Origin of the sequence: Bacillus sp. ISL-34, assembly GCF_018613325.1 — a bacterium.
GTDB lineage: Bacteria > Bacillota > Bacilli > Bacillales > DSM-1321 > Peribacillus.
On the sequence record NZ_JAGGQJ010000011.1, the window covers coordinates 14,292 to 36,044 of the forward strand.

General features: G+C 42.1%; 19 protein-coding genes. 18 read left to right on the forward strand and 1 reads right to left on the reverse strand.

The genetic code is table 11. The annotated features are described in order from the left end of the window. Window positions 1-90 precede the first annotated feature (90 nt). From J7E52_RS10005 to J7E52_RS10090, 18 genes are all read left to right on the forward strand, one after another. Window positions 91-1,836 (forward strand): adenine deaminase C-terminal domain-containing protein, encoded by a 1,746-nt coding sequence (locus tag J7E52_RS10005; RefSeq protein ID WP_214745473.1) that lies wholly within the window; start codon window positions 91-93, stop codon window positions 1,834-1,836. A gap of 43 nt (window positions 1,837-1,879) precedes the next feature. Beyond that, window positions 1,880-2,917: a DUF3048 domain-containing protein gene (locus J7E52_RS10010; RefSeq protein ID WP_286197631.1), complete on the forward strand. Its 1,038-nt coding sequence runs from the start codon at window positions 1,880-1,882 to the stop codon at window positions 2,915-2,917. A gap of 26 nt (window positions 2,918-2,943) precedes the next feature. Then, window positions 2,944-3,258 carry a YerC/YecD family TrpR-related protein gene (locus J7E52_RS10015; RefSeq protein ID WP_214745476.1) on the forward strand — a complete coding sequence of 105 codons (315 nt, stop codon included), beginning with the start codon at window positions 2,944-2,946 and terminating at the stop codon, window positions 3,256-3,258. A 219-nt stretch (window positions 3,259-3,477) separates the two neighbouring features. Beyond that, the gene (gene pcrB / locus J7E52_RS10020) at window positions 3,478-4,161 is read left to right on the forward strand and encodes a heptaprenylglyceryl phosphate synthase (RefSeq protein ID WP_214745479.1); all 684 of its coding nucleotides are present in this window, start codon (window positions 3,478-3,480) and stop codon (window positions 4,159-4,161) included. Window positions 4,162-4,222: 61 nt separating this feature from the next. Then, the gene (pcrA, locus tag J7E52_RS10025; RefSeq protein ID WP_214745482.1) at window positions 4,223-6,469 is read left to right on the forward strand and encodes a DNA helicase PcrA; all 2,247 of its coding nucleotides are present in this window, start codon (window positions 4,223-4,225) and stop codon (window positions 6,467-6,469) included. 101 nt (window positions 6,470-6,570) lie between these two features. After that, the gene (gene ligA / locus J7E52_RS10030; protein ID WP_214745485.1) at window positions 6,571-8,577 is read left to right on the forward strand and encodes an NAD-dependent DNA ligase LigA; all 2,007 of its coding nucleotides are present in this window, start codon (window positions 6,571-6,573) and stop codon (window positions 8,575-8,577) included. Window positions 8,578-8,588: 11 nt separating this feature from the next. After that, entirely contained in the window at window positions 8,589-9,758 is a 1,170-nt protein-coding gene (locus J7E52_RS10035) for a CamS family sex pheromone protein (protein WP_214745488.1), read from the forward strand. Window positions 9,759-10,139: 381 nt separating this feature from the next. Continuing rightward, on the forward strand, window positions 10,140-10,430 hold the full coding sequence (gatC, locus tag J7E52_RS10040) for an Asp-tRNA(Asn)/Glu-tRNA(Gln) amidotransferase subunit GatC (RefSeq protein ID WP_076372748.1): 291 nt from the start codon (window positions 10,140-10,142) through the stop codon (window positions 10,428-10,430). A 12-nt stretch (window positions 10,431-10,442) separates the two neighbouring features. Beyond that, window positions 10,443-11,903 (forward strand): Asp-tRNA(Asn)/Glu-tRNA(Gln) amidotransferase subunit GatA, encoded by a 1,461-nt coding sequence (gene gatA / locus J7E52_RS10045; RefSeq protein WP_214746310.1) that lies wholly within the window; start codon window positions 10,443-10,445, stop codon window positions 11,901-11,903. Window positions 11,904-11,915: 12 nt separating this feature from the next. Continuing rightward, a complete protein-coding gene (gatB, locus tag J7E52_RS10050; RefSeq protein WP_214745491.1) occupies window positions 11,916-13,343 on the forward strand; it encodes an Asp-tRNA(Asn)/Glu-tRNA(Gln) amidotransferase subunit GatB in 1,428 nt (475 codons plus the stop codon). A 166-nt stretch (window positions 13,344-13,509) separates the two neighbouring features. After that, the gene (locus J7E52_RS10055) at window positions 13,510-14,052 is read left to right on the forward strand and encodes a sigma-70 family RNA polymerase sigma factor (RefSeq protein ID WP_309476876.1); all 543 of its coding nucleotides are present in this window, start codon (window positions 13,510-13,512) and stop codon (window positions 14,050-14,052) included. Beyond that, window positions 14,049-14,516 (forward strand): hypothetical protein, encoded by a 468-nt coding sequence (locus J7E52_RS10060; RefSeq protein WP_214745497.1) that lies wholly within the window; start codon window positions 14,049-14,051, stop codon window positions 14,514-14,516. Before J7E52_RS10055 ends, J7E52_RS10060 begins: the two co-directional genes overlap by 4 nt. Beyond that, window positions 14,509-15,573, forward strand: coding sequence for a hypothetical protein (locus J7E52_RS10065; protein ID WP_214745500.1), 1,065 nt, complete (start codon window positions 14,509-14,511; stop codon window positions 15,571-15,573). The genes J7E52_RS10060 and J7E52_RS10065 overlap by 8 nt, the downstream gene beginning before the upstream one ends. Continuing rightward, window positions 15,570-16,496, forward strand: a complete 927-nt coding sequence (locus J7E52_RS10070) for a LiaF transmembrane domain-containing protein (protein WP_214745503.1) — start codon at window positions 15,570-15,572, stop codon at window positions 16,494-16,496. The genes J7E52_RS10065 and J7E52_RS10070 overlap by 4 nt, the downstream gene beginning before the upstream one ends. Window positions 16,497-16,678: 182 nt before the next feature. After that, complete coding sequence (locus tag J7E52_RS10075) at window positions 16,679-17,593, forward strand: diacylglycerol kinase (RefSeq protein ID WP_214745506.1); 915 nt, start codon at window positions 16,679-16,681, stop codon at window positions 17,591-17,593. Between the two features lie 62 nt (window positions 17,594-17,655). Further along, complete coding sequence (locus tag J7E52_RS10080) at window positions 17,656-18,231, forward strand: GNAT family N-acetyltransferase (RefSeq protein ID WP_214745509.1); 576 nt, start codon at window positions 17,656-17,658, stop codon at window positions 18,229-18,231. A gap of 452 nt (window positions 18,232-18,683) precedes the next feature. Continuing rightward, window positions 18,684-20,054 carry a 23S rRNA (uracil(1939)-C(5))-methyltransferase RlmD gene (gene rlmD, locus J7E52_RS10085; protein WP_214745512.1) on the forward strand — a complete coding sequence of 457 codons (1,371 nt, stop codon included), beginning with the start codon at window positions 18,684-18,686 and terminating at the stop codon, window positions 20,052-20,054. Between the two features lie 300 nt (window positions 20,055-20,354). Next, complete coding sequence (locus J7E52_RS10090; RefSeq protein ID WP_396020267.1) at window positions 20,355-20,879, forward strand: YitT family protein; 525 nt, start codon at window positions 20,355-20,357, stop codon at window positions 20,877-20,879. 8 nt (window positions 20,880-20,887) lie between these two features. Here the strand turns inward: J7E52_RS10090 and J7E52_RS10095 are convergent, their stop codons facing one another. After that, the gene (locus J7E52_RS10095; protein ID WP_214745515.1) at window positions 20,888-21,748 is read right to left on the reverse strand and encodes a DUF421 domain-containing protein; all 861 of its coding nucleotides are present in this window, start codon (window positions 21,746-21,748) and stop codon (window positions 20,888-20,890) included. Between the last annotated feature and the right edge of the window lie 5 nt (window positions 21,749-21,753).

Consider the following 21,753-nt stretch of genomic DNA (forward strand, 5'->3'; position numbering starts at 1 on the left):
AATGAGGCAAGTATGTTACTATGAAATAAAATTGGATTGAAATTGGTTTTTTCATACATCTGTTTCTAATAACTTATGGGGGAATGTTTAATGCTTGAACAGCGCTATAGATGGAAAAATAAACATCTAAGAGAACATATAGATGTGCTGGATGGCAATAGGGCACCACACATTCTACTTAAAAATACGACTTATTTAAATCAGGCTTTACGAAAATGGGTGAAAGCGAATATATGGATATATGAGGACCGCATCGTATATGTTGGCGATAAGCTTCCTGATAATATAGACCGCTGTGAAATGGTAGATTGTACAAACCAATACTTGGTCCCGGGTTATATTGAGCCGCATTCACACCCTTCTCAATTATATAATCCCCTTTCTTTTTCACGTTATGCATCTCATTTCGGCACAACGACATTGATCAATGATAACTTGCCGTTTCTATTGCAGTTAGATAAAAAGAAAGCGTTTTCTCTTTTGAAAGAATTACGTAACATTCCTGTAACAATGTATTGGTGGAGCCGTTTTGACGGACAAACGGAATTGATTGATGAAGATATGGTCTTTTCCCATGGGTCCGTTAAATCATGGCTGGAGCATGATGCCGTATTACAGGGCGGGGAACTAACTGGATGGCCGAAGCTTCTCGATGGGGATGACATGATGCTGCACTGGATTCAGGAAGCCAAGCGAATGAGGAAGAAAATAGAAGGACACTTTCCAGGGGCTTCAGAGAAGACTTTAGCAAAAATGACCTTGTTCGGCGCGGATTGTGATCATGAGGCAATGACAGGTGATGAAGTCATGTCGCGCTTGCTGCAGGGCTATTATGTATCGTTAAGGCATTCTTCGATCCGGCCGGATTTACCAAAGTTGATACAGGAAATCCATGAACTGGGCATCGATCAATATGACAAATTCTTCTATACGACAGATGGATCGCCGCCATCCTTTTATGAAGGTGGTTTCATAGACTGCTTGATCAAAATAGCGATAGAGCATGGCGTTCCGGTCATCGATGCATACAATATGGCGACTATCAACATCGCACGATATTATAACATTGAATACCTTCATGGCAATATTGCCACTGGAAGGGTAGCGAACATCAACTTCCTGACCGATGTAAAGGAACCCGCACCGGTTTCGGTAATGGCAAAAGGGAAATGGGTTAAAAGGGATGGTGAAATCATTCTGGATAAACAGGAAATCGAATGGAGTGATTTCGATTTTAAACCGCTCGATCTTGATTGGGATCTTAGTTTAAAGGAAGATTTTGAATTTTCCATGCCGTTTGGGATTGAACTGGTCAATAATGTAATTACGAAACCGTACTCCCTTGCCAATGATGTTGGGCATGAAGAACTGAACTTTGAAGATGATGAATGCTTTTTCATGCTTATCGATCGGGAAGGGAAATGGCGCATCAATACGATATTAAAAGGGTTTGCGGACAAATTGTGCGGTTTTGCCGGCTCTTATACTAATACAGGTGATATCATACTGATCGGTAAAAGGAAAAAGGATATGCATTTGGCATTTAACCGGCTGAAGGAAATCGGCGGTGGAATCATTTTAACGGAACAAGGCAAGGTGATCCATGAACTTCCTCTGAAATTAAAGGGAGTCATGTCCACCAAGGAGGTTCCTGAACTGATAGAAGAAGAAAATGAATTGAAACATTTGCTGCGTGAGAGAGGTTATCGCTTCGCCGATCCCGTGTACACCCTTTCATTCTTTTCTACAACCCATCTGCCATATATAAGGCTAACCCAGCGAGGAGTATATGATGTAATGAATAAAACTATACTCTTTCCTACTATAATGCGTTAAAATATAAGAGAAGAAATGGCTAATAAATCAGAGGAGTGGAAAGATGAATCTTATGAGAGTTCTTTTCATCGTTATTGCTATTTTACTGCTGGCAGGCTGTTCTACGAAAGAACAACCTGCATCGGATGACAGTAAGCCGAAAGATCAAGCTGTCATCAAAAATACAGATGTGAAAAATGAGCCTTCCAATGAGTTTCCACTTACAGGTATAGCCACCGATGCAGGCAGTGAGCAAAGGGCTGCAGCAGTGATGATCAATAATCATCCGGAAGCACGCCCACAATCGGGCCTCACAGAAGCTGATATGGTCTACGAAATGCTCGCAGAAGGTGACATAACCAGATTTTTAGCTATCTTCCAAAGTGAAATGCCAAGCCAAATCGGTCCGATTCGGAGTGCAAGGGACTATTATATCGAATTGGCTAAAGGCCTTGATTGCATCTATGTCTGCCATGGGAACAGCCCCGAGGCAAAAACCATGCTGGACAAAGGGTATATTGATAACTTGAACGGATTATATTATGATGGTACTTTTTTTCAACGTTCGGCAGATCGAAAAGCACCGCATAATTCCTACACCTCCTTCGAGGATATCCAAAAAGGTGCGAAGGAAAAGGGATATGAGTTGGATGGTGCACCTGAGCCTTATGCTTTCCTCACAAAGGAAGAGGCGGCTGGCCTTCAAGGGGAATCGGCATTGAAAACCGAGATTTCCTACGGATCAGACGAGTATGATGTACAGTATGAATACGAAGCCACGGAAGAGAAATATAAACGTTATTCGAGTGGAGAGCAAACAGTCGAATATAAATCGAATGAACCTATTTTAATGGATAATATATTGATCATTGAGGCCGCTCATCAAGTGATTGACGATAAAGGGCGTCGTAAAATCGACTTGAAAAGTGGCGGAAAAGGTTATTTACTTCAAAAAGGGAAAGCGAATGAAGTAGAATGGGTTAATAAGGATGGTCGGATTATACCAGTGAAAAACGATAAAGAAGTAGGGTTGATTCCAGGGAAGACTTGGATCAATATTATTCCGGATGAACCTGGTTTAGTAGGAGACGTCTCATTTTGATACCCATGAAATTGAGGGGGAGTAACATGCAAATTGATAAGTTAAGAGGAAAAGAAACGGATCAGCTGTTTAAGTCGATCCTTTCCTTGCGTGATTTGGACGAATGCTATCGATTTTTTGATGATTTATGCACAGTTAATGAAATTTCATCACTGGCACAGCGTCTTGAAGTAGCCCGCATGCTTGAGGAAGGAAAGACCTATCATAAAATCGAAACGGAAACGGGTGCAAGCACGGCTACGATTTCCAGGGTCAAACGCTGCTTGAATTACGGAAATGACGCTTATTCCATGGCACTTAACCGTATTAAGGATAACGTTGAGGAAACAAATGAATCTTAATTCTTTCGATTATAATAAAAAGCCGGGGAATTCATTTCCCGGCTTTTTATTTTGAGTCCAGCACTCTCTTTGCCGGCTGTCTTTGAGCTGTATCCGTGTTATATTGGATTTTAGATTCAGAGGTTCCATTTGGCAAAAACATTTTACGATACTTCTCTTTTTTAATGAAAAATCTTAATGCTATAATGGTGTAATGGGAAGTGTGAATGGAGGATTATAATGTACGATTTTCGCGAGTGGAAACATGTTTTCAAACTCGATCCAAATAAAGAAATAAGTGATGAAGCCCTTGAGAAAGTCTGTGAATCCGGTACTGATGCAATCATGGTCGGGGGAACGGATGGAATCACGCTTGAAAATGTGCTTCAATTAATGGCACGTGTCAGACGATATACCGTCCCATGTGTGATGGAAATTTCTTCTGTTGAAACGGTGACGCCAGGGTTTGATTTATATTTCATTCCGAGTGTCCTGAATAGCACCAACCCGGATTGGATGATGAAACTGCATCAGCAAGCAGTCAAGGAATACGGATATCTTTTGAATTGGGATGAAATTTTCGTTGAAGGATACTGTATCCTGAATCCTGAGTGCAAGGCGGCCCAATTGACGAAAGCCAATACCGATTTGGATATCGATGATGTGGGTGCATACGCGATGATGGCAGAAAAGATGTTCAACTTGCCGATTTTTTATTTGGAATACAGCGGTGATTATGGCGATGTCCAGATGGTGGAAGCGGCCAAAGAGAGTTTGGAGGATACCGTACTATTCTATGGCGGTGGGATAAAATCGGTTGAACAGGCCAAAGAGATGTCTAAGATTGCGGATGTCATCGTTGTCGGAAATGTGATTTATGAAGATTTGAAAGTGGCACTTGCAACAGTTTCGGCAGTTAAATGAAAACATGTAATAAATATAGTATACTAAAACAGAAACGAATGTTCGTATAGGTGGTGTGATAATGCAATATTTAGCGGAAAAATTACTAATAGGTTTGAATGAACAGCAACAAAAAGCAGTGAAAGCAACTGATGGCCCACTTTTAATCATGGCTGGGGCAGGAAGTGGAAAGACGCGTGTGCTGACTCACCGAATAGCTTACTTGATGGTCGAGAAGGAAATAGCGCCTTGGAACATCCTTGCAATCACGTTCACCAACAAAGCGGCACGTGAGATGAAGGAGAGGATCCGTGCCATACTTGGCGGTGCGTCCGAAGATATCTGGATTTCGACTTTCCACTCGATGTGTGTCCGTATTTTACGAAGAGATATCGACCGTATCGGATTTAATAGGAACTTCTCGATATTGGATACGACGGATCAGCAATCGGTCATAAAACAAATCATGAAAGACCGTAATATGGATACAAAGAAATATGATTACCGTGCCATTTTGGGTAGCATCAGTTCAGCGAAAAATGAATTGGTCGGGCCCGAAGAGTACCTGAAGACGGCGTCTGATTACTTCACTAAAGTAACTGCCGATGTATATACGGAATATCAAAAACGGCTGCGTAAAAATTCAGCGCTCGATTTCGATGATTTGATCATGATGACGATTCAATTGTTCCAGCTCGTACCTGAGGTGCTTGAATATTATCAGCGTAAATTTCAATACATTCATGTTGATGAGTACCAAGATACGAACAGGGCTCAATACATGCTTGTTAAACTACTGGCTTCTCGCTTCCGTAATCTCTGTGTTGTCGGGGATTCCGATCAATCGATCTATCGTTGGCGCGGTGCGGATATTGCGAATATCCTTTCATTTGAAAAGGATTATCCGAATGCCAACATGATCTTCCTTGAACAGAATTACCGCTCGACGAAAAAGATTCTTGCAGCGGCGAATAAGGTCATCGATAACAATCAAAACCGGAAGCCGAAAAATCTTTGGACCGAGAATGCAGATGGCAATAAGATATTCTATTACCGTGCAGACAATGAACAAGGGGAAGCGCAATTCGTAGCCGGAAAGATAAATGAGTTAGTTCAGGATGGCAGCCGGAAATATTCAGATATAGCAATACTTTACAGAACAAATGCACAATCACGTGTCATGGAGGAAGTTCTGCTTAAATCCAATATAAATTATGCGATAGTCGGGGGCACCAAGTTCTATGACCGTAAAGAGATTAAGGATTTACTTGCCTATCTTCGCCTTATTGCGAATCCTGATGATGATATCAGTCTTCGCCGTGTAATCAATGTTCCAAAACGCGGAATTGGTGCAACTTCAATGGACAAAGTGGCAGATTATGCAGATCAATATGATGTTTCCATTTATAAAGCACTGGAATCTGTGGAAATGGCAGGGATAAGCGGGAAGGCTACCAAAGCGGCAAGGGAATTCCATACGCTGATCACTAACTATACAAATCAGCAGGAGTACTTATCCGTGACGGAACTTGTGGAGGAAGTCATTGAGAAAACCGGTTACCGTGAGATGCTGCAGGCAGAAAAAACGATTGAATCACAAAGCCGGCTTGAAAATATAGATGAGTTTTTATCTGTTACGAAAGCATTCGAAGATAACAGCGAGGACAAATCATTAGTGGGCTTTTTGACTGACCTGGCGTTGGTTGCCGATATAGACCAACTTGACGAGAATACCGAAGAATCTACAAATATGGTAACGTTGATGACGCTGCATTCAGCGAAGGGACTTGAATATCCGGTGGTCTTTCTATTGGGCCTTGAAGAAGGGGTATTCCCTCACAGCCGTTCGCTTATGGATGAAGAGGAGATGGAAGAAGAACGCCGTCTGGCTTATGTGGGAATTACAAGGGCTGAAAATGAGCTATTCATAAGCAATGCCCAAATGCGGACATTGTATGGACGGACGAGCATGAATCCCGTTTCACGTTTCATCAGTGAAATACCAGAGGAACTTCTTGAAGATCTAAAACCGAAACCGGCTCCTAAAGCTAGGCAAACACCTTTCAGTTCTTCGAGAACGGGATCTCCGTCAACTGCTTCAACAAGAAAAGTGCCTGCCTTTGGAAGAGCTGTTTCTGCGCCATCTGCAACGGGCGGTGAAGAGATCGGCTGGGCTGTCGGTGACCGTGCCTCCCATAAAAAATGGGGGATAGGAACCGTGGTGAGTGTAAAAGGGGAAGGCGAAGGGAAGGAATTGGATATTGCCTTTCCAAGTCCAATCGGCATCAAGCGCCTATTGGCGAAATTTGCACCAGTTGAAAAAGCTTAAGATTAATATGCTTTTACTGGTAAAGAATAGGGATATCTGACTTTAGACACCGCTCTTCTATAAGAAGTGCGGTGGAGTCTTCTTTAGAAAGGATTGAACGTATGGACTTACAAGCTGCAGAGAAGAAAGTTCTGGAACTGCAAACGTTGTTGAACCAATACAGCTATGAATATTATGTGATGGACCAGCCATCAGTACCTGATGCTGAATATGATCGTCTGCTCCGTGAACTTATTGAGTATGAGGAGGAATTTCCTGAACTGCAAACGGCGGACTCACCGACACAACGGGTCGGTGGCGCCATTTTGGATATGTTTGAAAAAGTGGAGCATACCACACCAATGCTTAGTTTAGGCAATGCCTTCAATGAAAGTGACTTACGGGATTTTGACAGAAAGGTCAGACAATCTGTAGGCGATGATTTTTCCTATGTATGTGAACTGAAAATTGATGGACTTGCCGTCACTCTTCAATATGAGAATGGATATTTCGTAAGAGGGGCAACCCGTGGAGATGGAACGATCGGTGAAGATATTACCGCTAATTTAAAAACGATCAAGTCGATTCCATTGAAGCTGCGGGAGCCGATTGCCATAGAAGTGCGCGGTGAGGCCTTCATGCCAAAAAAATCATTCGAATCATTAAACAAGGCTAAGGAAGAACGCGGTGAGGAACCATTTGCAAACCCAAGAAATGCAGCTGCCGGCTCGTTAAGGCAGCTTGATCCAAAACTTGCTGCGAAACGGAACTTGGATATTTTCCTTTATGCGATTGCCGATTTGGGGGAAACAGGTGTCCGTTCCCACAGCGAGGGTCTGGATTTATTGGATCGACTGGGGTTTAAGACGAATCGGGAAAGAAAAACATGCTCGAATATAGAGGAAGTGTTGGCCTATATAGTAGAATGGACGGAGCAACGTCCAAACTTAGCCTATGATATTGATGGAATTGTCGTAAAGGTGGATTCCCTTGAACAGCAGGATGAATTAGGTTTTACTGCAAAAAGTCCGCGATGGGCCATTGCTTATAAATTCCCAGCTGAAGAAGTCATTACAACCCTAAGGGATATCGAGCTGAATGTTGGCCGTACGGGTGTATTGACCCCGACCGCCGTTTTGGATCCAGTTCGGGTAGCAGGTACCACTGTGCAGCGGGCTTCACTTCACAACGAAGACTTAATCCGAGAAAAGGACATCAGAATCGGAGATCAAGTGGTCGTGAAAAAAGCGGGTGATATCATTCCAGAGGTGGTCAATGTACTGGCAGAGCGCCGTACAGGGGAAGAAGTCGAGTTCCAGATGCCGACTGAGTGCCCGGAATGCAGCAGTGAACTTGTCCGGCTGGACGGGGAGGTCGCTTTACGCTGCATCAACCCGAAGTGTCCTGCACAAATACGGGAAGGCTTGATTCACTTTGTTTCCCGTACAGCAATGAATATAGACAGTCTTGGTGAAAAAGTGATTAGCTTGTTATTTAAAGAAGAACTCATACAAGATGTGGCTGATATTTATAAGCTTACATACGATCAACTGATTGCTTTGGAAAGGATGGGGGATAAATCCGTCAATAAACTTCTTCAAGCAATCGAAGCTTCGAAAACCAACTCGTTGGAAAAATTACTCTTCGGGCTGGGCATTCGCCATGTTGGTTCAAAAGCTGCCAAGACGCTTGCGAGGGAATTCGGGACGATGGAAGCATTAAGCAAGGCGAGCCGTGAAGAACTAACGGCCATTAATGAAATAGGCGATAAGATGGCCGATTCCATCGTAGCTTATTTTGAATTGGAAGAAGTCCATGCATTATTGAATGAGTTGGATGCAGCCGGTGTGAATCTTACTTTCAAAGGGCAAAGAGCTGTTGCTATAGAAGCTATCGACTCCATTTTTGCCGGTAAAACAGTCGTTTTAACGGGTAAACTGCATCAGTTAACACGTAACGAAGCAAAAGAGAAATTAGAGGCGCTGGGAGCCAACGTTGCTGGAAGTGTCAGCAAGAAAACCGATTTGGTCGTAGCTGGCGAAGATGCCGGTTCCAAACTGGCAAAAGCAGAAAGCCTAGGCGTCATGGTATGGGATGAAGAGAGACTGATCGAGGAACTAAATAAATAAGAGGTGTAGCTATGAGGAAACACTCTATTTTGGGGATGATTCTTATACTGCTTCTTGCTGGATGTGCGCCTAGTTTTGAGGATAAGCAAGAGGTAGTTCAAGACTCCAAAGACAAAAAAGAAACGGCAATTCTTCCGAAGTATAAAATTTCGGAAGAATATTATCAAACAATCCTACCGTTTGAACCATCAAAAGCACGCGGTTTGGTCGTATCCAATCTAAATACCCGATATGACATTGAAGAATTCGAAAATGGATTGATGCGGTTGGCCCAAACCCAATTCGACCCGGAAGATTACCTGTTTCAAGAGGGGCAAATACTGGATAGTTCCACAATATCTTCCTGGCTGAACAGAAAATATACCGATAGTCAGTTGAAAGAAAAGGACATGAAAGCCTCAAAGAACCTTGGCTTGAATCCGGTTGATCCAGGTAAAGGTGACATTGATAAGCGGAACGAAGAAAATCCGATCTATCTTGCCCATATTTTAGAACATAATTACTTGGTCAAAACAAAAGATAATTCAGTGAGCCTTGGCGGAGTTGTGATAGGCCTTGCGCTGAATTCAGTCCATTACTATCAAAAAGAGGCTTTCGGTGCCACCTATGAAAATAAAATCGATAGTAAAAAGCTAAAGCAAGAAGGGGAGAAAATCGCTGCAGAAGTCTTAAAAAGGCTGCGTAAAATGGACAAGCTGAAAAATGTTCCGATTACGATTGCCTTATTCGAGCAAAATGAAAAATCCTCAGTAGTCCCTGGGAATTTCATTTCCTATACGAATATCGATAAAAACTCTGACAATATTGAAAAATGGACGAACTTGAACGAAGAGTATTTCCTATTTCCTTCTGCTGATGCTGAAAAAAAATACCGTGATGACGTCAATACTTTCACGAACTTTAAAGAAGATGTCGAAGAATACTTCCCTAACTTTAACGGAGTCATCGGCAGGGCGTTCTATATGGATGATCAATTGCAAAGTCTGAACATCGATATCCCCATTCAATTTTATGGGAACTCTGAAGCGATCGGCTTTACCCAATATGTTGCTGGGCTTATAATGGAACGTTTCCCGAACTATATTGCCGTACAGGTATCCATCACCTCTGTAAATGGACCTGAAGCACTCATAGTCCGTGAAGCAAATCAGGACGAACCAACCGTTCATATATATGAATGAAAAAAGATGAAGCTTAGCGGCTTCATCTTTTTTGCGGCCCGCTTTAAAAATTGGAATCTATGCTGGTGAATTTCAAAATAACCTTTAATCAGGAACAAATATATAATAGGAAGTAAACCCTTCCATTTTAGGGAGCAACTGCTTTAAAAAAGGGAACATTTGTCGAATTTTAAAGGACTTATTGTCATTTCCCCGGAAATTCCGGCAACTTCCCCATATTTCCCGGAAAATATCTCTTTTTCCTTATGAAATAATTGAATTTCGACATTGTTATCTCTTGTTGCTTTACTGTGTAATAGTTTGATATGATTTAAACGATGATTATATGGAGAAAAGCGACGAAATTCAGTCGATTTGGATATTTTTTCGGAGGTGAAGAGAATGTCACGTATTTCTATGGAACAAGTTAAACACGTTGCCCATTTGGCTCGTTTGGCCATTACGGAAGAAGAAGCACAACAGTTTCAGCATCAGCTTGACCAAATGATTTCATTCGCGGAGCAGTTGAATGAGCTTGATACGGATCAAGTTAACCCGACTTCTCACGTTTTGGATATGAAGAATGTTATGCGCGAAGATGTCGCAAAACCGGGATTGCCAGTAGAAGAAGTAGTTAAAAATGCACCGGATAGTAAAGAAGGATATATCCGTGTACCATCTATAATTGAATAAGGAGGGACAATGATGTCGTTGTTCGAACAAAAGGTTTCTGAGCTTCATGACCGCTTACATAAGAAAGAGATAAGTGTCACTGATCTTGTTAACGAATCGTATAAGCGAATCGGACAGGTAGAGGACAAGGTGAAGGCATTTTTGACACTTGATGAAGAAAACGCCCGCAATCAAGCAAAACGATTGGATGATCAATTGGTAAAAGGCGAGAACGAAGGCGCCTTATTTGGTATGCCGATCGGAGTGAAGGATAATATCGTCACTAAAAATTTGCGTACGACTTGTGCGAGCAAAATTTTGGAGAACTTTGATCCAATTTATGATGCAACCGTTGTTCAAAAGCTGCAGAAGGCAGAAACGGTTACGATCGGGAAATTGAATATGGATGAGTTTGCGATGGGTTCTTCCAATGAGAACTCCGCGTTTCAGGCAACACGCAACCCTTGGAACACGGAATATGTGCCAGGCGGTTCTTCGGGTGGTTCAGCTGCATCTGTCGCTTCCGGTGAAGTCCTATTCTCTTTAGGTTCCGATACGGGTGGATCGATCCGCCAACCAGCGGCATATTGTGGAGTTGTCGGCTTAAAGCCTACATATGGACGGGTTTCCCGATTCGGACTTGTAGCATTCGCGTCTTCATTGGACCAAATTGGGCCGGTTACACGAACTGTTGAAGATAACGCTTATTTGCTTGAAGCGATTTCAGGTGTTGATCCAATGGATTCGACATCTGCTAATGTTGACGTGCCGAATTTTGTGAATTCATTAACAGGCGATGTTAGAGGATTGAAAATAGCTGTGCCTAAAGAATACCTTGGTGAAGGCGTTGGCGAAGAAGCACGTAATTCCGTTCTTGAAGCGTTAAAAGTATTAGAGGGGCTTGGAGCTGAATGGGAAGAGGTGTCCTTGCCGCATTCCAAATATGCTTTAGCTGCCTATTATCTGTTATCTTCATCTGAAGCTTCGGCTAACCTTTCGCGTTTTGACGGTGTGCGTTACGGACATCGTACAGATAATGCAGAAACTCTTATAGAAATGTATAAGCAAACCCGTGCAGAAGGATTCGGTGACGAGGTGAAACGCCGTATCATGCTTGGAACGTTCTCCTTAAGTTCCGGCTATTATGATGCTTATTATAAAAAGGCTCAAAAAGTACGTACGTTAATCAAAAAAGACTTTGAAGATGTCTTTGAAAAGTACGATGTCATCGTTGGGCCGACTACACCTACGCCTGCATTTAAAATTGGTGAAAAAGTCGACGATCCATTAACGATGTATGCGAATGATATCTTGACGATTCCAGTCAATCTTGCTGGTGTACCAGGTATATCCGTGCCATGTGGATTCGCAGCGAATGGGCTTCCGCTTGGACTGCAAATGATTGGGAAGCACTTTGATGAAAGCACGATTTACCGCGCGGCTCACGCATTTGAGCAAGCAACAGATTTTCATAAACAATTTCCTAAGCTGTAAGGGGTGAAAATAATGGACTTTGAAACGGTGATTGGTCTAGAAGTACACGTAGAATTAAAAACGGATTCTAAAATTTTCTCAGCGAGCCCAAACCATTTTGGTGCCGCTCCAAATAGTAACACGACTGTAATTGACCTAGGCTACCCGGGTGTATTGCCTGTCGTCAATAAAAAGGCTGTTGATTTTGCAATGAAGGCTGCAATTGCCCTGAATTGCGAAGTGGCGGAAATTACGAAATTCGACCGGAAAAACTATTTTTACCCGGACAATCCTAAAGCATACCAAATTTCACAGTTCGATCAGCCGATCGGTGAGCATGGTTGGATTGAGATCGAAGTGGGCGGCAAGAAAAAGAAAATTGGCATTACCCGCATTCATATGGAAGAGGATGCTGGAAAGCTGACACATAAAGGGAACTATTCACTTTGTGATTATAACCGCCAAGGTACGCCTCTAGTTGAAATCGTATCTGAACCGGATATCACTTCCCCAGAAGAAGCTTATGCTTATCTGGAAAAGTTGAAATCCATCATTCAATACACTGGCGTTTCCGATTGTAAAATGGAAGAAGGCTCACTTCGCTGTGATGCCAACATTTCCTTGAAGCCTGTCGGCCAAAAAGAATTCGGTACGAAAACCGAATTGAAAAACTTGAACTCATTCAACTTCGTTCGCAAAGGATTGGAGCATGAAGAAATCCGACAAGCTGAAATCTTGAATGAAGGCGGAATAATCGAACAGGAAACTCGCCGGTTCGACGAAGCTACAGGCAGAACGGTACTAATGCGAGTTAAGGAAGGCTCCGATGATTACCGTTACTTCCCGGAACCGGATTTATTGACAATCCATATCGATGAAGAATGGAAGGCGCGTATCGCTGCCGAGATTCCGGAACTTCCGGATGCCCGTAAAAAACGCTATGTCGAAGAATTTGGCTTACCGGAATATGATGCAGCCGTTTTAACGGTAACGAAGGAAAGTGCTGATTTCTTTGAAGCGACAGTTGCTTCAGGAGCGGATGCAAAACTAGCGTCTAACTGGATCATGGGTGAGGTTTCCGCTTTCTTGAATGCAGAAGGTAAAGAGCTGCATGATGTCAAATTGACTGCTGAATCGTTGGCTGGAATGATCAAGCTGATTGAAGATGGCACGATTTCTTCTAAAATCGCTAAAAAAGTTTTCAAAGAACTGATTGAAAACGGCGGGGATGCTGAAACGATCGTCAAGGAGAAGGGACTAGTCCAAATTTCCGATGAAGGCGCATTGCGTACAGCGGTAGAAGAAGCATTGAATAATAACCCGCAATCAATTGAAGATTTTAAGGCCGGTAAACAAAAGGCAATCGGCTTCCTTGTCGGGCAGATCATGAAAGCGACAAAAGGACAAGCCAATCCACAGCTTGTAAATAAAATTTTGGTGGAAGAAATCAATAAACGTTAATATTAACCGTATCACTTTTAAAGTGGTACGGTTTTCTCTTGATTAAGAAAAGAGTTTACTGTGAAAAGCGGAAAATAATCTTTAATTTTTTTTGAGTTATCTGTAGGGGTAACTCCTTTTTGTGTCGTCTATTACATGAATGTTTAACAGGAAAGGAGGAAGAGAAGTGACGGATGAGTTAGTTGAGAAGGTAAGGGCTGGGAATGACCATGCATTCCGAATGTTGATTGAAACATATAAACAGACGATTTATAGAACCGTCTATTCCGTCTTGCGGAATCAAAAGGATGCAGAAGATGTTACCCAGGAAGTCTTTATCAAAATCTACACTTCGCTTCCTCAATATAAGAACCAGGGTTTCAAAACCTGGATTACCCGAATTGCGGTCAATCATGCAATCGATCTAAAGAGAAAGAGGGAACGCCAAAAGGAAGAATTGCAGGACGAACATTCATCGGAAGCTAATTTGGGCTTAACGGATGATGTCGAGGCCGTATTCTTCCGGAATGAAAGGCGAAAGCAAGTATTACAGAAGCTGAATGACCTCCCAGAGGGATATCGGGACGTTGTATATGGCTATTACATAAAGGAAAAGACATTCAGGCAAATTGCAGAGGAACAGCAGATTCAAGTGAAATCTGTGGAGGTAAAGCTATATCGGGCAAGAAATTGGATGAGAAAACATTGGAATGAGGAGGATTTTTCATGAATCATGTTCCTGAAGCAGAATGGGTTGCATATTTGGCAGATGAAATACCAGAGGCTCTAAAAATTGAATATGAAAATCATCTATACTCCTGTGACAAGTGTTTGTCCGCCTATATGGAAGCGATGGAAAAAGAAGAAACCAGTCCGGACATTGAAGGGTTTGATATTGCAGGTCCTGTCATGGACTCGATTAGCCGATTGAATGGCGGCTCTGTTAAAGAGACTAAGCAACACCGAAAAGAGAAATCACTTCGGACGATTACAAGACATTACCTGATTGCGGCCGGATTTACGATCTTATTAATGGCAGGCGGAGTATTTCAATCATTGACGGAATACATGGATTCTGTGGAATCAAGCAGCATAAAGGAAACACAGTCCTTAACCGATGGACTTATTGATAAAACATTTAATTGGATGGACACTATCGAAAAGAAAAATAAGGAGGGGTTTAGAAATGAATAAAAGTCCGGTATTAGCTTTTTTATTATCGTTTCTGCCAGGTTTCGGACATTTTTACCTAGGAAGGAAATATAAAGGGTTATTTTATTTCCTTGCCACGGCTGGATTGGGGCTTGGGGGTCTTTTTCTTTCGTTGATCAGTCAATCGGATGCGTTTCTGGCTTTTTCCGTTATTGGAATGGTGTTTTATTTCATCAGTATATTTGATTTGGTGGTCACCTCACTGAGGAATCCTAAAAGTGAAGAGAATGTAGGGGCCGATCAGCCGGAGGCGGAAAGATTTTATGTAATCATCCTTTCATTTGTTCCAGGATTAGGGCATTTTCAGCTTGGCCTCATGAATCGGGGACTCATTTTTCTCATCGGTTTTTTAGGCCTTGGCGTCATGGTGGTATTCATCAGTGTGATGACACAAATGGAAGGTCTGTTAATATTCATGGCACTATTGCCTGTTATCTGGATTTACAGCTTTTTTGATTCTGTTCAACAGCTGAATAAAAAGCAAAAAGGTGAGGAGCTTATCGATCGGACCGTCTTGGAAGATTTCGAGGAGAGACGGGAATCAGGGAAGAAGAGTAAATCGGTAGCGACTTTATTCGCCATTTTCCCTGGTGCAGGTCACTTATATTTGGGGCTGCAAAAACGTGGGATTCAATTGATGGCCGGCTTTTTATTCGCCATTTACATACTGGATTTACTCCGGTTAGGTTTCTTCTTTTTCCTAATTCCGATTATCTGGTTTTATAGTTTTTTTGATGGATTGCAAAAAGCCTCGAAAATGGAAGAGGGTCCAGTAGAAGATACGCCCATCATTTCGGGAATGGTCAATCACCAAAAATGGCTAGGATTGGGGTTGGTGGGAATTGGAATCTATTTCTTGGCCAGCAATATAATCGTCCCGGCCATTGCCCCTCATTTAGATGAATGGATTGGAAGCAACTTGGAGTATTGGTTTAGAGATTATTTTCAAAAAGGACTTGTATGCATCCTACTTATAGGCGGGGGAATCAAATTCCTGTCGGGAAGTAAAAAAGGGAGAGTCGAGGAGGAGACAAAATGAGAACATGGAGAGTCGGAACGATTTCAATGGGGATCTCCCTGGTTGGTTTGGGTTTGGTTTTACTCGTTTCTCAAATTGCGGATATGAATTTGACGACGATTCTGCTATCATGGTGGCCGTTGCTGTTCATTATCTTGGGTGCAGAGATTCTCATTTATATTTATTTTTCCAGAAAAGAAAGTTCTTTTGTAAAGTATGATATTCTTAGCATTCTTTTCGTTGGATTGCTTGGAACGACGGGGATAGTTTTAATTCTGCTAACATCAAGCGGATTGATGGATCAAGTTAAGGCAGCCGTGAATAGTGAAGAGAAAACGGTCAATTTGCCTGGTTTCAATCAAAAGGCGGGGAAGGGCATACAGAGGGTTGTCCTGGACACTGGCTCATACCCATTGACAATTGAAAGTGGTCAGGACGAGGAAGTTTCCGTTTTTGGAACATATGGTGAGCGGGTAATGGAAGATGCTGATTCGTTTTTGAACAAGGCGGAAGATTATTTACTCGTTGAGAGAAATGGTGATACTCTTTATATTAGCTTCAAGGATTTGCCGATTCAAAATGGACTTTTGGACAGTGATACAATGAATCTTAAGGCAACTCTTATAATCCCTGCTGAGCTGGCAGTGGAGATAGACGGTCAAAGTACAGATCTTGTCTTGAAGCCTAGAAAGCTCTTGAATGACTGGAGTGTGAAGGACAGCGGAAATCTAAGTGTAGTCCTTCAGGATAATAGTGATATCAAGATAGATGCTAGAGGGGTCGAGGAACTTGATGGCCCAAAGAGTGGCTGGAAGATGACTGAGGTGAAAGAGGAAACAAGTGAAGAAGGCATTGTAAAAAAGAACGGGATATTCAATACTGGTGAAGGGAAACATACTTTAACGGTTACCGATACATTTAACGTGAACGTTCAATATCCATGATTGAAATCATTTACTAGAATAAAATTGTAAAAAGCATTATAATTTCCCTGATACGATTTCTAGTAAAATGCATATAAAGGTATGGACCGAAATACGGTCCTCTTTTTTTCGAATATTGCTTTTCATGTAATGAAGGATTAAGATGTAAATTATGGAATCAATATGTATAAGGATGATGGGAAATGAAAAGAGCAAGGTTGATTTACAACCCGACTTCGGGCCGGGAAGCCATTAAGAAGAGCCTGCCAGGTGTGCTAGCAAAACTTGAAGAAGCTGGTTATGAAGCTTCTGCACATGCGACGACCGGTGCCGGGGATGCGACGAAAGCCGCTAAGATAGCGATTGAACGCGGCTATGATATAGTTATTGCAGCAGGGGGCGACGGTACGATTTATGAGGTTGTTAATGGACTGGCCACTGCAGAGAAACGTCCGAAACTAGGAATCATTCCGACGGGAACGACCAATGACTTCGCCCGGGCGCTGCATTTACCAAAGTCGATCGAAGGGGCAGCCGAAATTATTGCCGGTGGGCATACGATGCCGGTCGATATTGGGAAAATGAACGATAAGTATTTCATCAATATTGCTGGCGGGGGCAGATTGACCGAATTGACCTACGACGTGCCGATCAAGCTGAAAACCATGCTTGGTCAGCTTGCGTACTATATTAAAGGAATTGAAATGCTTCCTTCAATTAAGCCGACGGAAGTTTCTATTGAATATGATGGAAAGCTTTTTGAAGGAGAAATCATGCTTTTCTTGGTGGCTAACACGAATTCGGTCGGCGGCTTCGAGAAACTGGCTCCTGACGCCTCTTTGAATGATGGGATGTTCACGTTGCTTATTTTGAAAAAGGCAAACCTCGCTGATATTGTCCGTGTCGCGACATTGGCAATGCGCGGTGAACATATCCATGATAAAAACGTCATTTATGAAAAAGCCAATCGAATTAAGGTACATGCCAAAAAGGACATGATGCTTAACTTGGATGGGGAATTTGGCGGGATGGCCCCAGCTGAATTCGTAAATCAGTACCGCCATTTTGATGTATTCATCCCGCAAGGAATACTGCCGGACGATCCGGCAAATAAATAGGTTGAAAAGGCCACTGAATCTGGTGGCCTTTTCAGTTTAATGAAGCAAGGAGAATTACAAACATGTATATCAGGAATGCGACACCGGAGGATGCTGAAAAGGCAGCCGTATTGACCCGGTTAGCGATTAAGGAAATTGCAGAGGTTTTGACAGGTGAAACGGAAGAAGAAGGGATACTTTCCGTTCTTGCCGATTTGTTCAGGAAAAGTGGGAATAGGGTCAGCTATGAAAATACGCTTGTCAGTGAACATGATGGACAAGTATCTGGATTGATCATAGCTTATCATGGCAAGGATGCCGAAAGCTTGGATGAACCGATAGTGAAACAATTAAGGATGAAGATGAAAGACCCAAGCGTTACGCTCGATAAGGAAGCGGAAATGAGAGACTTTTATTTGGATACAGTATCCGTTGACCCGAATTTTCAAGGAAAGGGTATTGGTAGTGCACTGATTCGATATGTTGAGGGATATGCTAAAGATAAGGGATATCCAAGGATTTCTTTAGTCGTTGAAAATGAAAATGAAGCGGCGAATCGTCTCTATAGCAGATTAGGATATATTGAAATGAAAACCATTTCGATTAGCGGCCATGAATTCCGCTATATGGTTAAGGAAATAGAAGACCCTCCTGTTTAACAGGGGGTCCTTTTTACTCATTTGAAATTTGGCACTGTATGCGATTACATTTGCTGTCCATTCATGGCGGCCCAATCAGCGTAAGCTCCGGTGCCATTACAGCCGGGACAGTCGTGTATATCGGAAAAATGATATTCCGTAGGTACGAAGGAGCTGTATCCACGTCCGTAACAATCCGGACAGAGGCCTTTTTCCTCCATACTTGCTCGATGTTTTTCTAACCTTGTAGCATTCCAGGCCGATATAGAGTTAAATAAGCCCATTTACTCACCTCATCTGTTTTTCCTTATTTTTCTTTTTTTATTGAACTTTTATTCATGGAACTATGAAAAATCCGTAATTCCCTCCACTATATTTTTATGAAAACCAGGGTAAATTGGTGAGTGGTTTTGTGGCAAGGCATCTATTGTGGTAAAATACAGGCTAGCATAAAAAAGAAAAGAGAAGATGATATGAAAAAAACAGCACCAGTTGCTAAAAATGATATTATAGAGGTTTTATTTGAAGATTTAACACATGAAGGGGCTGGCGTCGCTAAAGTCGATGGCTACCCGATCTTTGTTCAGAGCGCCCTTCCAGGTGAAAAAGCAAAGATTAAAGTGATGAAGGCTAATAAGGGTTATGGCTTCGGACGCTTGATGGAGATTATCGAAAACAGTCCATACCGGGTTGAGGTCAAGACAGAAGATTACCCTAAATACGGTGGTTGTCAGCTGCAGCATATGAGCTATGAAGGACAGTTGGAATTCAAGGAAAAGCAAGTGCGTGAAGTGATGACACGCATCGGTAAACTTGAGGATGTGAAGGTTCACCCGATCATCGGGATGGAGAATCCAACTCATTATCGCAATAAAGCGCAAGTGCCTGTCGGTGAAAAGGAAGGCAAGCTAATAGCAGGGTTCTTCAAACCGCGGACACATGAAATTGTTGAAACGAAAGAAAGCATTATCCAAAATGAAGTGATCAATGAAGCCGTTCAAGTTGTTAAAGAGATTTTCAGTAAACTTGGTATCCCTGCTTACAATGAAGAGGCACATAAAGGTGTATTGCGGCACATCATGGCCCGTTATGGCAAGCAAACAGGCGAATTAATGATTGTTCTCGTTACAAGAACGAAAAGTATCCCTTTCATCGAAACCATCGTGAAGGAAATCGTTGACCGTCTTCCGCAAGTGAAATCCATCGTTCAAAACGTGAATTCCAAGAAAACGAATGTTATCTTGGGCGATAAAATGACTGTACTATGGGGCGACGAAGTGATCCATGATATGATCGGTGATGTGAAATTTGCGATTTCAGCAAAATCCTTCTACCAAATCAATCCAGACCAAACGAAAGTCCTTTATGATAAAGCTCTTGACTATGCAGGGCTGACGGGTGAAGAAACGGTGATAGATGCCTATTGCGGCATTGGAACCATCTCTTTATTTTTAGCTGAAAAAGCGAAAAAAGTAATCGGTGTCGAAGTGGTCGAAGAAGCGATAGAAGACGCACGTCGTAATGCTGAATTGAATGAAATCTCAAATGCAGAATTCATGGTCGGCGATGCAGGTAACGTTATTGCTGAATGGTATCAAAAGGGCAACACTGCGGATGTCATCGTTATGGATCCGCCTCGCAAAGGTTGTGAAGAATCCCTTCTGAATACGATCATCGAGATGAAACCTAACAAAGTCGTATACGTATCATGCAACCCTGGCACTTTAGCCCGTGATCTTCATATCTTGGAAGAAGGCGGATATAAAGCAGTTGATATCCAGCCTGTCGATATGTTCCCAATGACGACACATGTTGAAAATGTAGTGTTATTAGAGTTGAAATGATGGAATGTGGGCTCGGTCTAATTGACTGGGCCTGCATTTTTTTTATGGCTTGTACAATTTGGACGTTGATTTTCCGGTCCAGACACTCGTTTTTCCCCTTTTGTCCACAAACTTTGGTCCCGGTCTAAATGACCGGGACCTTTTTACTATAGTTGGTTTAAAGAGAAGGGAGGGAGATTTTTTTTTGCATGTTTATTCTTGACGCTTTGACTTGGACATATAGTAAGAAATATATGGATTGGGAGGCAAGGTGATTTTATTAATTTTCAAAAAGCGGTGGCTGTAATTGTTGGTAGCTTTTTGGTAGGCATTGGAATCAATGGTTTTTTAGTTCCCCATCATTTAATAGATGGCGGCGTTATTGGGATTGCACTCATCCTTCATTATTTCTTTGGTTTTCAAACGGGGCTATCCATGTTGATCCTTAGTATTCCTATATTTTTATATGCCTGGTACTATGAACGGCCTTTTTTCTATAGCAGCGTTCACGGATTGCTTTTGACATCCCTTTTTATGGATTGGCTTAATCCAATGAAAAAGCTCTTTTCCATTTCGATACTGACAAGCTCTTTGATTGGCGGTGCCATCATCGGGTTGGGCATAGGTCTCATGCTTCGATATGAGACAAGCAGCGGGGGAACGGATATGTTAGCCAAAATCATCTCAAAATCTACCTCCATGGATATTGCATTGGCGATTATCATCATTGATACACTAATCATTTCAGCTGCAGCATTCACCTTGGGTATCGAAATTTTCCTTTTTTCATGTGTGACGATCGTCATCATTGGACTGATCACTTCGCTGATGAAAGTGAGGGATTGATTATATAATCAGTTCCTTAAGATATGGGCAGCTTCATCTATTGCCCTTTGCAGCTTTTCGCTATTTTTGCTATACATCTCTTTAGCTTCCTTTGATTCCGTTCCGAGTGCAAACAACTCTAAGTCCGCTTGGCATTTTTTCAAGGTCGCGAGAATGAGAGGTTTTTCTTGTGGAGAAGGAACTTTAATTTTATCGTCATAAAGGTCCACAGTTAATTCCCCGTTAGAGTTAGCTTGACCAAGAAATACATTCTGGAGGGCTACACCCAACTTATCCAGTTCAGTATGAAGCCAATTACGGTTCAGTCCAATCGTGGAAAGCGGTTCATCAAGTATTCTTCCGTCCATAATGATGGTTTGTGGCTCCTTTACTGCAGCCACTGACAAGTTAAGGTCCTTAGGTGTTACAGGTTGATTTTGCTTCTTTAACATTACGGAAAAATCCCCGTTCGCTTCCAATAAGGCAAACTCAACTTCAGAAAGATCGAAGACATCCTTCTTCCGGAGCAATCCTAACAATTCATCGATGGTATATTTCTCTTTTTTTAAATTATCTTCCATGACTTTCCCGTCCTTGATCAAAACCGTTGCTTTGCCTTCCACAAGATCTCGGAAAGTTTTACTTTTTAGGGATATTGATCCTGCAATGAAGGGTGCTATGGCAAAAACGAGAATGGACAGCACACCATGCATAATATTGCCCTCCACTTTCGTAGCTAATTCTGCCCCTATGTTACCAATGGTTATGCCCGTTACATATTCAAAAAAGGATAGCTGGGATAATTGTTTTTTACCTAGAACTTTTGTGATCAAAAATAGAACAATTAAAAAGAATAATGAACGCAAAATAATTTCTATCCAATCCGCCATTGCCA